This window comes from Runella sp., assembly GCF_965279615.1.
Classification (GTDB): Bacteria; Bacteroidota; Bacteroidia; order Cytophagales; family Spirosomataceae; genus Runella.
On the sequence record NZ_OZ257252.1, the window covers coordinates 5,135,666 to 5,148,451 of the forward strand.

Sequence of the window (12,786 nt, forward strand, 5' to 3'; positions counted from 1 at the left end):
ACACACCGGAAAGACCTCGCCACAACGTGCGTTCAGGAAGAGTAATCCTCCATAAACGCAGCATAAAGATGGATATTAAAAAGAATTTTGCTCTGATACTGATAGTCTTACAAAGTGTTCAATTGTTTGGACAGCCACACCTTATTAGTTATTCGAAAAATAAAACAAACACTTACCCTACTCCAAATTATCAAGTGGTATTTCCTCAGAATAAGGTGAATACGCTGGAAATTACGGTATCAAAAACCGACTGGGACAGCATTAGTGCAGAAATGAAAACCAAGTTTGGGAACGAGTTTGGAAAAGGAGGAAATTTTAACCGACCACCTATGATGCAACCCGACGGAAAAAGGCCGCCGATGCCTCCCGGCGAAGGAAATTTTCCTCCAATGGGCGGCGGCCCTCCGTTTGGGGGAGGTGGAAAAGAGCCGAGTTATGTGCCCGTTTCGTTGACGTTTAACGGGAAGGTTTGGAAAAAAGTAGGATTTCGGCTCAAAGGCAATTCAAGCCTGATGATGTCTTGGACGCAGGGAATTTATAAGCTGCCTTTTCGGCTGTCGTTTGATGAATTTGAAAAACAATTTCCCGAAACCAAAAACCGACGTTTTTTTGGATTTAAGGAATTGTCGATGTCGCCGGGATCGGGAGATAATTCGCTGATTCGGGAAAAAATAACGGCCGATATTTTCCGTAAAGCGGGAATTCCTGCAGCGCAAACTGCTTTTTACAAAGTTTATCTTAATTTTGGAGAAGGGCCAAACTATTGCGGTGTATATACCATGGTGGAAGTCATTGACGATACAATGGTGAAAACCCAATTTGGAGAAGCAAAAGGGAATATTTATAAACCCGAATCCACTTTTTCGCGCTTTAACACGCGTCAGTTTGAAAAGAAGAATAATAAGAAAAAAGCGGATTACGGTGATGTTCAGGCATTTGTCAAAGCGTTGAATGATGATTCGCTGCGCACGGAAAATGCGGCTCAATGGCGGGCTAATTTGGAAAAGACGTTTAATGTTGCGCATTTTTTGAACTACCTGGCAGTCAATAATTCCATTGTCAATTGGGATGCCTACGGAGGAATGGCGCACAATCATTACCTGTACAATTCACCGACAAAAAGACTGACGTGGATTCCTTGGGACAATAACGAAGCCATGAAGATGCGGGGTTTCGGTGGCATGAGACCAATGGCGGAAATGGGCCCGCCGCCTGAAGGGTTTAAGCCGCCCGAAGGATTTGGGCCTCCGCCGAATTTTCGTCCCGGAGGCGGTCGAGGTGGCGGTGTTTCGTTGGAAATGAAAGAAGTAGGCAAACAATGGCCGTTGATTCGGTACTTGGCGGATGACCCCATTTATTTTGCTCAATACAAAAAGTACGTAAAAGAGTTCAGCGAAAAAGTGTTTACTGAGGCCCAAATGCAGCAATTGTTCGCTAAAAATCATGCGCTCATTGCCCCATTCGTAAATGGAAAGTTGAAAGAAGAAAGACCGTATTCTCATTTACGGAACTCCGATGATTTTGGGAACGGATTGCCGCAATTGAATGAGCACGTGACGCAGCGAACGAAGGCCATTAAGGCTTTCCTTGAAAGCACAAATGACTAGTTTTCAGCATTTCATAAACTGAGATTCAGCTTTTTCGCAACGATAGGAATAATTTTTGCGTATAAATTATAAGTAACTTACCTGACGCCAATTTAAACTATGAAATCTATTCGCTATACGCTGCTCACCGCTGCGTTGTTATGGGGTGCTACGGCCTGTAAAGACAAAACCGTTGAAATTGTTCCCGGCGAAGCCAATTCCGATTGGACAACTGAATCTCACAGCAACGCCGCCGATCCGAATTATGACGTTGTATTCCCCCAAAATCAGGTAAATACGCTCGAAATAACGATGACGGCGGCCGATTGGACCGCCATAAAAACTGATATGCAAACCAAAAGCGGCACTGCTTTTGGCGGTGGCGGTGGCAACCCGGGCGGCGGGAATATTGGTGGCAATCCGGGCGGTAACGGTGCAGGAGGATTGGATATTATACCCGGGGATCCTATTTATGTTGCTACAACCATGAAATTCAACGGCAAAATCTGGAACAACGTTGGTCTGAGATTAAAAGGGAATTCCAGTCTTTCGTCTATCTGGCGGGCAGGTATTTATAAATTACCTTTTCGGCTCAAAATGGATGAGTATGAAGACCAACACCCCGAAATTCAGGATCAGCGTTTTTATGGATTTAAAGAAGTATCCATGTCGCCGGCGTTTTCGGATAACTCACTCATTCGCGAAAAAGTGGTGGCCGATATTTTCAGAATGGGCGGTGTAGCCGCAGCGCGAACGGCCTTTTATAAAGTATATATCAATTTTGGCGATGGTCTCAAATATTGCGGTGTGTATACCATGGTGGAGATTATTGATGATACGATGATCAAAGATCAATTCGGCGAGAAAAAGGGTAATATCTACAAACCTGAGTCCACGTTTCAGACGTTTGTGCAATCACAATTTGAGAAAAAGAACAACGAAACTACGCCTGATTACAGTGATGTACAGGCGTTTGTAGCTGCCTTGAACAGTACTGACCGTACAACAAATGCCGCGCAATGGCGCACCAACCTAGAGAAAACCTTCAACGTAGATAATTACCTGAAGTTCTTAGCGATCAACAACACGATTGTCAATTGGGATACTTACGGGGCGATGGCGCACAATTACTATCTGTATAATTCTCCGGCCAATAAATTAACGTGGATTCCGTGGGATCATAACATGTCTATGACCAACACCGTTGGAGGAGGAAATCAGCAGGGAGTCGGCGGAGGACGTTCGGCGGTATCATTGGCCATGACCGAAGTGGGAACAGGCTGGCCGTTGATTCGCTATGTGGCCGCAGATCCTGTGTATTATGCCAAATACAAAACATACATCCGAACATTTGCGGACACTGTATTCACGACCGCCAAAATGAATGAGCTTTTTGATAAGTATACTTCCTTGATTACGCCTTATGTCAACGGGACGGAAAAAGAGGTGGCGCCTTATACCAATCTTACGAATACGGCGTCGTTTACTTCCGCACTTGCGGCGTTGAAACAACACGTAGTGACTCGTAACCAAGATGTTAATACTTTTTTGAAATAAATGGCAGCGCAATTCATCACTCCCACCATTGTACAGAAAATAGGTTTGTACGAGTCCATCTCACTGGCGGAAATGGACGGCGTTAAACTCATGAACCGCATCGACGCCAAGTTTTTGGTTCCGCTGAAAATGTTGCCCAATTTGTTGGAAGACCTGCGGCCGCATTATCGCCTATTAGAGATCAACGGACATCGGATGTGCGATTACGAAACGCTCTATTTTGATACACCCGACCTGCAATTTTACCACGATCATCAGTCCGGACGGCTCAATCGCTATAAAATTCGGCAACGGAATTACGTGCATACCAACACGGTTTTTACGGAAGTAAAATTTAAAAACAATAAAGGACGTACCATAAAGACCCGTATTCTTAATCCAAAGTTGATCAATAGCACATTAAGCTCGGAAACGAAAGTTTTTTTAAGTCAGCAAACGCCTTTTGACCCCACTATCTTAGCGCCTATATTGTGGGTGGATTATACACGCCTAACGCTCGTAAGCCGTACTACTGCCGAGCGCCTGACCTTGGATCTGAATTTGTCGTTTCGCAACGGTAAGAGCCATAAAAGTTATGAGCAATTGGTGGTAGCCGAAGTAAAACAGGATTCCCTCAAGCAGTCTCGATTTTTAGACCTAATGAAGAAATACCGACTTCGGGAAGGCTCGTTGAGTAAATATTGTTTGGGCGTGATCAGCCTTGATAAAACGGTGAAACACAATAGATTTAAAGCAAAGCTTAACCATGTCCTGAAAATAAATTCCCGAGGTATTTCAAGCGCTGATTATAGTCATCCACCTGTTTAAAATAGTCCATACCTAACACTACGACAATGATATTTCTGCAAGAACTTGCCACTGCCGATACTTTTGAATGGTTCAATAAACTTCCTGAAAAATTCTTTGTACGGCTTTTGGTTGATCTGTTGACGGTCACAGTACTGACCCGGCTGATCTATTACCGAATTTATCGCCGTACCGACCTTTTCCTGACGTTTTTTGGCTTCAATTTGGTCATATTTCTTATTACCTATTTGCTCAACAAAGTGCAAATGTCGATGGGCGCGGCTTTTGGGTTGTTTGCAGTATTTTCCATGCTCCGCTACCGTACCGAAGGACTTTCGGCCAAAGACATGACCTACCTTTTCATCGTCATTTCGCTGGGACTTATATCGGCCATTATCAAAGGAAGTTGGGACGAATTGGGCTTGGTTAACGGTATTATTGTGCTGAGTGTCTGGCTGTTGGAGGGTAATTGGCTCATCAAACGCGAACTCACCAAAAATGTCCAATACGATAAAATTGAGCTGATTGTTCCCGAAAAACGTGCTGAACTTATCACTGATCTGCGAGCTCGTACCGGATTGGATATTCACCGTGTAGAGATTCAGACCATGGATTTTCTGAGAGACTCCGCCCTTATCATGATTTTTTATTATCAAACAAGCACCAAAAATGAAAAGAAAGTTGAAAAAACTGTTTTGGAGAATGTTTAATTCAGAAAATGTGCATTCCCTTTTTGGTTTGCAAACGGCGAGTTCGTCAAAACGAATCTTCTTTCCCCTACTATTTTTACTGCTCCCTTTTTTGAGTTATTCACAAGCTACGGATATTGGGCTTTGGGCGGGCGTAGGTGCAGAGAAAAAGATCAATAAGAAATGGTCAATTAATGTGAATGTACAAACTCGTTTTACGGATAATATTTCGGTTTTAAAAGCCTATTTGGGCGAAGCGGGACTTTCCTACAAACTTAATAAACACTGGGAAGTGAGCGGATATTACCGTTATATTGGCCGTCGTAAGAAAAACGAAGATAAAACAGGCTATGAATACCGTTCATATAATCGTTTTTATGCCGACTTGGCCTACGATCATAAGATTTGGAAGCTGAAATTCGACTATCGCTTACGTTACCAAAACCAGTTTCAGGACGATGAAAGCGCGGCGGAAAACAACAGCAGTTATATCCGCAATAAATTTGAATTGTCGTACCCCAACAAATCGCGCTTCACACCTTATATCTCTACCGACATTTTTTATGAGATCGGTGCAGATTTTGACCAAATGCGGAACAAAGCAGGCATAGAAATTGCAATTAATAAGACTAATAAATTGGATCTGTCGGGCTTTACGGACTATCGCTTAGTTGGAAGTCAGGAGAATCGGTTTCTGATAGGAGTTGCGTACAAAGTAAAATTCTAAATCCAAAGGCGAACATTAATGGCAGCCTGAGATTAAATATCCCTTAAAACCACACCATTTAGCCTTTTGTAGCGTTAAAGGGGAATCTGAAAAGATACTCCACGCTATGAAACCGACAGAAACCAAGGCTCCCTTGGAGTCATTACGTACTAAAGTAAGCTACGAAGAGACAAAGCACCTGCTCAAACGTACAATGTTTGGGGCGAAACCCGACGACGTAGCGTATTTTCAAAAGCGCTCTATTCGTAAAGTGCTCAACGAATTGCTGGCGGATGAGCCGGCACCTGCCCCGCCGGTAAATAATTACAATGAACCCAAATTTACGGACGACGAGATTCTGCCCGGCGAAACGTGGGTAAATTCCATCAACTACGATGGAATGAATAATTTTCGACGCAAAAATTCATTTAAGGCTTGGTGGTTGGGGTTGATGTTGAATCAATCACGCACTTTGCGCGAGAAAATGGTTGTTTTTTGGCACAATCATTTTGCCACCGAAACCAACATGGTCGACAATGCCCTGATGTGTTACCGACATAATGCGCTGTTGCGGAAACACGCATTAGGAAATTTCAGGGAAATGGTCAAAGCCGTGACCAAAGATCCGGCCATGTTGAAATACCTTAACGGTACGGCCAATAATAAAAAAGCGCCTGACGAAAATTACGGCCGCGAACTTCAGGAATTGTTTACAATGGGCAAAGGTCCCGACTCACATTATACCGAATCAGACGTCAAAGCCGCCGCCAAGATACTGACGGGTTTTCGAATTGATACAGTCACCTACACGAGTATTTTTGATCCGGGCCGACATGATTATAGTGATAAAACGTTTTCGGAATTTTACCAAAATACCACCATCAAAGGCCGCCGCGGACCGGAAGGCGAACAGGAGTTGGACGAACTGCTGAATATGCTCTTTGCGCAGCAGGAAGTGGCGCGTTTTATCTGCCGCAGACTCTATCGTTTCTTTGTTTATCACCAAATCGACGCCGAAACCGAGCAAACCATTATCGCACCGTTAGCGGAAACATTTCGAAAGAATAATTACGAAATAAAGCCGGTATTACGTGAATTGCTCAGCAGCCGTCATTTTTTCGATGGAAATAATCACGGCGCCATTATCAAAAGCCCCATTGATTATACCGTCGGTCTGTGTCGGGAATTTGGCGTGGTTTTTCCTGAATCGTCTAATTATGCCGATGTATACGGCCTTTGGCTATTGATTCAAAACCAAGCTTCGGCCATGCAGCAAAACATCGGCGATCCGCCCGATGTGGCCGGTTGGCCGGCATATTATCAGGAGCCGTTGTTTGATAAGATTTGGGTCAATTCAGATACTTTGCCCAAACGAAACGTGTTTTCGGATGGAATTGTCAATGGATCGCTTGGTCGTAATAACATCAAATTGAGCATTGATCTGATCGGTTTTACAAAATCACTGCCCAATCCTTCCCAACCGATGGCACTCATTGAAGACGCCGTTCGGCATTTATACATGATGGAATTGCCCGATAAAGACAAACAATACATCAAAGGAAGCATTTTGTTGTCGGGAATGCAGGATACCATGTCGGATCATTATTGGACGCAGGCATGGGAAAACCTAACCAATGATCCCAACGATACCGCGAATAAAAACAGCGTGCTTAAAAAGCTGAAGAGTTTGTATAAATATCTCATGAACTTACCGCAGTACCAACTGTGCTAACCCAACAACGGTATGAAACGCAGAGATTTTTTAAGAAATATGGCAATCAACGGAGTGGTGATTCCGCAATTGCTCAATGGTATTTCCCTCAAAGCAATGGGACATACGCCTTTGTTGGCTCAAGATGTGTCCAATGACCGCGTGTTGGTGTTAATTCAACTCAATGGCGGAAATGATGGCCTCAATACCATACTACCCGTAGATCAATACGGTGCCTACCAATCTGCGCGTTCAAACATTGCACTTCCTCAAGATAAACTGCTGAAAATAAACGGCTTTGATGCTACGGCATTGCATCCTTCCCTTACCGAAATTCAGCAATTGATGAATGACGGCAAAGCGGGAATTGTGCAAGCGGTGAGTTATCCCAAACCCAATTTTTCACATTTCAGGGCAACGGACATTTGGATGACCGCCTCGGATGCTGATAAAGTGGTAACGACGGGTTGGGCAGGACGCTATCTAAACGATACGTTTCCCGGTTTTCCCGACAAATATCCCAACGAGATAATGCCTGATCCGTTGGCGATTCAGGTAGGATCGGTGGTAGCTTCGGCCTTTCAAGGGCCTTCTTTTACGATGGGTTTGGCCATCAGTAATCCTGCCAATTTTTATAATTTGATCGAAGATAAAACCGATGCGCCTACAACAACCCGTTGGGGACAGCAATTGGAATACCTCGAAAAAGTATCGCAGAAAACTGACCAGTACGCAGATGTGATCAAAAAAGCGGCATTGCGCATAATGAAGCAATCGGACAAATACCCTGCACCGGGCAAAAATACGCTCGCCGATCAATTGAAGATTGTGGCCAGATTAGTGGCCGGAGGGCTTCGTACCAAAGTGTATTTGGTCAATATGAGTGGTTTTGATACACATTCCAAGCAGACGGAGAATGAAGATACCACTACCGGAGTGCACGCACAGTTGCTAAGAAAAGTATCGGAAGCAATCGGTATATTTATGGAAGATCTGACCGCACTAAACGTAGCTGATCGAGTGGCAGGAATGACCTTTTCGGAATTTGGACGACGGATCAAATCAAACGCCAGCGGTGGTACCGATCATGGAGTTGCCGCACCGTTGTTTTATTTTGGGGCTAAAGTGAAGGCAGGGATTATTGGGACAAATCCGCAATTGCCAACTGCCGTTAATGTCAATGATAATATACCGATGCAGCACGATTTTCGGTCGGTCTATGCGACGCTTTTGCAGCAGTGGCTAAATTTACCGTCCGATGAAATTCAAAAAGTTTTGATGGGACAATTTCCGGTGTTGCCAATGGTTTAAAACCACTTGTCAGGCACTCTTTTGTTTCACTTTTTCACCGATGATTCGCAGACCGTCGAGTGTCAGGCTACGGTTTACTTCCACAAATTCGCCATGCAGCGTATCAATGATGGAAGAAAGGCCGCCCGTAGCCAAGGCAATGCAGTCGCCGTCAAGTTCGCGGCGGATACGCGTGATCATGCCGCGTACCAAGCTCTCATAGCCCAGCAAAATCCCTGCCTGAATGGCGTGTGTTGTGTTTTTGCCAATGGCCGATTCGGGCAATTGCAAAGGTACTTCGGGCAACTGAGCCGTGTTGGAGAATAATGCTTTCACGGCGGTTTTGAGTCCGGGCGCGATGGCTACGCCTAAAATTCTACCGTCTGCCGAAACAGTGGTAAAGGTGAGTGCCGTGCCGAAATCAACCACGACGGCATTGCGATTGTATTTGGTAAAAGCTGCGACAGCGTTGGCTACCAAATCGCTGCCGATTTCGTGCGGATGGTCTATTTCGACCTTCAAAGCAGGATAAACATCAGGACCTACCACGATCGGCGATTCGCCGAAGAGCGTAGAGAGCATAGCCTTCAAGGTAGGCGTAAGGGGAGGAACTACACTGCTCAATACCGTAACGGTCACTTTGTCTAAGGCCAGATTGGCCTCTAAAAAATGAAGCCGTAACTTACTTTCAAAATAATTAGGCGATTCATCCGACAGTGAGCGTATCCGGAAGACATGCGTCCATTCTTCGTTTTGCCAAATTCCAAAAACAGTGTCAGTATTGCCTGCATCGACAGCTAAGAGCATGATAGACTGAGGTTTGTAGTGGTGTGATTTTTATTGGTATAAAAAATTTCAGGTCAATGGATTCGTTTGGTACAACTCCGGAATTTGCAAACACCGTTAGAGAGATTCGCGTATGGCGGCATTCTCTATCCAATATTCATTCGTCTTTTTTCGTTGACTTTCTATTGGTTCGGCCAAAAGTCCTTTATTTTGTGAAATCGTGTTGCGTTCGTGAAAAATTTAACCCGCTAATGATTTATGCGCAAGTTAAGCGTTTTTTTATCCCTCTTACTACCCTGTGTTGGATTTGCTCAAGATTTGCCCGATTGGGAAAACCCATCGGTTATAAGCCGAAATACCGAACGGCCCCATACCACAATCATCCCTTATGCTGACGAAACATCGGCCTTTAAATTTGACCGCGCGGCTTCGCCCTATTTCAAATCATTGAATGGAACGTGGAAATTCAAGTGGGTTTCACACCCTTCCAAAGTGCCCGGTGATTTTTTTCAGGTCAATACTAATGTGTCCAATTGGGATAATTTACCCGTCCCATCCAATTGGCAGGTAGTGGGCGCGCGCGAAGGCCGTTCGTATGATCGACCTATTTTTACAAACATAAAACACCCATTTCCTGCGAATCCACCGCGTATTACGAGCGATACTAACGCAGTTGGGCTATACCGTACGTCGTTTGCACTATCTCCTGATTGGCAAAACCGCGATGTATTCTTGCATTTTGCGGGTGTACAGTCTGCCTGCTATGTGTGGGTGAATGGATTGCAGGTCGGATACCACGAAGATGGAATGACCCCTGCGGAGTTTAACGTAACAAAATACCTGCGTGCGGGCGAAAACCAAGTGGCGGTGCAGGTTATCAACTGGTCGGATGGAAGCTATCTGGAAGATCAGGATTTTTGGCGTATCTCGGGTATTTTCAGGGATGTTTATCTGTACGCCGCTCCAACCATTCACGTCAGGGATTATTATGTAGTCACTGATCTGGACGACAATTACCAAAACGCTACGCTGAAAGTATCGGCTTTTGTGAAGAATTTTTCTTCGCAGGTTCAGGATAAATACCAAGTTAAGTTCAAATTGTACGACCCCGACGGGAAGATCTTTCAGGGAGAATTTGTGAAGAATGTTCCCATGATGGACCCCAAAGATGAATCGTATTTAACGCTTAATGTTCCCATCACAACGCCTGCCCGTTGGACAGCCGAAACGCCCAATCTTTACAAACTGATCATTCAGGTGGTAGACGGCGAAGGAAGAACGGCCGAGGTGTTAAGTACTCGGGTAGGTTTTCGGGAGATCGCACTCAGCAATGGGCAATTGTTGGTCAATGGAAAAGCCGTTAAGTTCAAAGGAGTAAATCGACACGAATTTGACCCCAATACCGGACGCGTGATCAGTCGTGAATCCATGATAAAAGATATTTTGTTGATGAAACAGCACAATATCAACGCCGTTCGTACTTCTCACTACCCCAACGACCCCCTTTGGTATGACCTTTGCGACGAATACGGCCTGTATCTCATCGACGAAGCCAATATCGAAAGCCACGAATTGTGGCAACAAAAAGGAATTGTATTGGCCAATAATCCCGATTGGAAAGATGCGTTCATTGCGCGAGGCAAGGCAATGGTGGAACGGGACAAAAACCACCCTTCCATCATCATCTGGTCATTGGGAAATGAGTCCGGCATGGGAAGTAATTTTCAGGACATGGCTCAGATCATTAAGTTGATCGATCCTACTCGCCCCATTCACTACGAAGGGCGTTCCAATTATCCCAAAACATTTGAAGATGTAAATCAACCAAGTACCAATTTTGACATCAACGGCACGATGTATCCATCGGTAAAAGTGATGGAAGCAATGGTAGAGAAAGACCCTAATCGCCCATATATTGTTTGTGAATATGCCCATTCGATGGGAAACAGCGTGGGTAATTTACAGGAATACTGGGACGCCATTGAAAAACATCCGCGCATGCAGGGAGGATTTTTGTGGGATTGGGTAGATCAGGGGTTGTTTGTCAAAGATAAAGAGGGGCGCACGTATGTCAATCACATCAATTATATCGACGGAGCCAATGCCGGAGATGGTTTGGTGAATCCGGATCGCACACCGCAGCCTGAGATCAACGAAGTAAAGCACGTTTATCAATACGTCAAATTTACGCCGAAGGATACGATCTCGCCCCAAAATCAGTCGATTACGTTGGTAAACAACTACGATTTTTTGAGTCTCAGCCCTTTTAAACTAGTGTGGCAATTGCTTGAAAACGGAAGATCGATCCAACAGGGTGAAATTTCAGCTTTGACAGCCGCCGCCGGAGCAAAGCAAAACGTGACGATCCCGTTCACTATACCCGGTAGCAGTGGGGCTGAGTATTTACTGAACCTAAGTTTAAAACTGAAAGAAAATATGCCTTGGGCTTCTGCCGGGCATGAAGTGGCATATCAACAATTGTACATAAAAACGCCGCCAACCACTAAGCCGCTGCTTACTTGGCCGACCAATGCCACGGTAAAAGTAGGCTTGATTCGTGGCGGAGGCATTCAACTTACTAATCCGCAGTTTAAAATTGCATTCGACCGTAAATCAGTTGGTATCAGTTCCTTTATTTATAAAAACCATGAATTGATCGGCCAGCCGCTCCAACCTGATTTTTGGCGAGTGCCGACCGATAACGACGAAGGAGGTGGAAAAGCAAGCTTTGCCGAGCGTTGGCGCATGGCCGGTTTGGATAGCCTTCGGCGGATGGGTGGCGATATTCGGGTAGAGCAGGTCAGTCCATCCGTTGCCCGCGTACATACCCAAACAACTTGGGTTGGCAAAGGAGGTACTTCTATTGTGTATAAAACCACTTATACAGTATACGGTTCCGGTGACATGCAGGTTAAGAACAACATTGTTGTAAATGGAAGCAACGTACCGCCTTTACCGAAAGTTGGAATGCAAATGCAGATTCCGGCCTCTTTTCGGAACGTGAGTTGGTATGGTCGCGGGCCTTTTGAGAGCTATAGCGACCGAAAATCAGCGGCACGGCTGGGAGAGTATAGCGGCAAAACCATAGATCAACATTTTGCGTATACAATGCCTCAGGAAAACGGCAATAAAACAGACGTACGTTGGGCCAGCGTTACGGACTCTCTCGGCTTTGGATGGTTGGTGATTGGAGAACCTACGCTGAATTTCAGCGCCAAAGATTACACCGATGCCAATTTGATGGAATCTAAAAAAACTCAAAATCTGCCGCGCGGGTTAGTAACTGTGCTTCATTTTGACCACCAAATGATGGGCCTCGGAGGCGATGACAGTTGGACACCGCGCACGCACCCTGAATATCTTTTAGACGAAAAAGAATATAATTATTCGTTTCGTTTGCGGCCGTTGGATGCTACGGTACAAATCGGGACTGTTGTACAAACGGCATTGCCCGAAATAACGGCGCAATCACAGGCAGCGTCTGAATTGGGCGCACCTGCGGCGATTGTGAAAGAAGCACCTACGGGCGAGGTTTCCAATGAAGATCAGGAGGCTGCCATCAGAAAAGCCGAAGCAACAAAACGCCTTAAAAAGAAGCCGACACGAAGAAAATCTTCTTCAAAAAAACGGAAGAAACGTCGCTAGAAAACAAAAAAGTCGGGCTTGCCCGACTTT

Annotated in this window: 9 protein-coding genes; 8 read left to right on the forward strand and 1 reads right to left on the reverse strand. The window is 45.0% G+C overall.

Going from position 1 to position 12,786, the window contains the following annotated elements:
- Positions 1-68: 68 nt before the first annotated feature.
- The 7 genes from ACQY73_RS21640 (at position 69) to ACQY73_RS21670 (ending at position 8,346) form a co-directional block, all read left to right on the forward strand.
- Entirely contained in the window at positions 69-1,607 is a 1,539-nt protein-coding gene (locus tag ACQY73_RS21640; RefSeq protein WP_428654855.1) for a CotH kinase family protein, read from the forward strand.
- A 99-nt stretch (positions 1,608-1,706) separates the two neighbouring features.
- Entirely contained in the window at positions 1,707-3,143 is a 1,437-nt protein-coding gene (locus ACQY73_RS21645) for a CotH kinase family protein (protein ID WP_428654857.1), read from the forward strand.
- Entirely contained in the window at positions 3,144-3,950 is an 807-nt protein-coding gene (locus ACQY73_RS21650) for a polyphosphate polymerase domain-containing protein (RefSeq protein ID WP_428654859.1), read from the forward strand. It begins immediately after the preceding gene.
- Positions 3,951-3,976: 26 nt separating this feature from the next.
- The gene (locus ACQY73_RS21655; protein WP_428654861.1) at positions 3,977-4,639 is read left to right on the forward strand and encodes a DUF4956 domain-containing protein; all 663 of its coding nucleotides are present in this window, start codon (positions 3,977-3,979) and stop codon (positions 4,637-4,639) included.
- The gene (locus tag ACQY73_RS21660) at positions 4,632-5,345 is read left to right on the forward strand and encodes a DUF2490 domain-containing protein (RefSeq protein ID WP_428654862.1); all 714 of its coding nucleotides are present in this window, start codon (positions 4,632-4,634) and stop codon (positions 5,343-5,345) included. Before ACQY73_RS21655 ends, ACQY73_RS21660 begins: the two co-directional genes overlap by 8 nt.
- 106 nt (positions 5,346-5,451) lie before the next feature.
- Entirely contained in the window at positions 5,452-7,056 is a 1,605-nt protein-coding gene (locus ACQY73_RS21665; RefSeq protein WP_428654864.1) for a DUF1800 domain-containing protein, read from the forward strand.
- A 12-nt stretch (positions 7,057-7,068) separates the two neighbouring features.
- Positions 7,069-8,346, forward strand: a complete 1,278-nt coding sequence (locus ACQY73_RS21670; RefSeq protein ID WP_428654866.1) for a DUF1501 domain-containing protein — start codon at positions 7,069-7,071, stop codon at positions 8,344-8,346.
- A 9-nt stretch (positions 8,347-8,355) separates the two neighbouring features.
- Here the strand turns inward: ACQY73_RS21670 and ACQY73_RS21675 are convergent, their stop codons facing one another.
- Positions 8,356-9,132 (reverse strand): type III pantothenate kinase, encoded by a 777-nt coding sequence (locus ACQY73_RS21675; protein WP_428654868.1) that lies wholly within the window; start codon positions 9,130-9,132, stop codon positions 8,356-8,358.
- 237 nt (positions 9,133-9,369) lie between these two features.
- Between ACQY73_RS21675 and ACQY73_RS21680 the strand changes: the two genes are divergently transcribed.
- A complete protein-coding gene (locus ACQY73_RS21680) occupies positions 9,370-12,756 on the forward strand; it encodes a glycoside hydrolase family 2 TIM barrel-domain containing protein (protein WP_428654870.1) in 3,387 nt (1,128 codons plus the stop codon).
- Positions 12,757-12,786 lie beyond the last annotated feature (30 nt).

Excerpts from the sequence above, each read along its gene's own strand:
- ACQY73_RS21655 (WP_428654861.1), top strand. The coding sequence starts at position 3,977 with ATGATATTTCTGCAAGAACTTGCCACTGCCGATACTTTTGAATGGTTC.
- ACQY73_RS21645 (WP_428654857.1), top strand. The coding sequence starts at position 1,707 with ATGAAATCTATTCGCTATACGCTGCTCACCGCTGCGTTGTTATGGGGT.
- ACQY73_RS21675 (WP_428654868.1), bottom strand. The coding sequence starts at position 9,132 with ATGCTCTTAGCTGTCGATGCAGGCAATACTGACACTGTTTTTGGAATT.
- ACQY73_RS21665 (WP_428654864.1), top strand. The coding sequence starts at position 5,452 with ATGAAACCGACAGAAACCAAGGCTCCCTTGGAGTCATTACGTACTAAA.
- ACQY73_RS21650 (WP_428654859.1), top strand. The coding sequence starts at position 3,144 with ATGGCAGCGCAATTCATCACTCCCACCATTGTACAGAAAATAGGTTTG.
- ACQY73_RS21670 (WP_428654866.1), top strand. The coding sequence starts at position 7,069 with ATGAAACGCAGAGATTTTTTAAGAAATATGGCAATCAACGGAGTGGTG.
- ACQY73_RS21680 (WP_428654870.1), top strand. The coding sequence starts at position 9,370 with ATGCGCAAGTTAAGCGTTTTTTTATCCCTCTTACTACCCTGTGTTGGA.
- ACQY73_RS21660 (WP_428654862.1), top strand. The coding sequence starts at position 4,632 with ATGTTTAATTCAGAAAATGTGCATTCCCTTTTTGGTTTGCAAACGGCG.
- ACQY73_RS21640 (WP_428654855.1), top strand. The coding sequence starts at position 69 with ATGGATATTAAAAAGAATTTTGCTCTGATACTGATAGTCTTACAAAGT.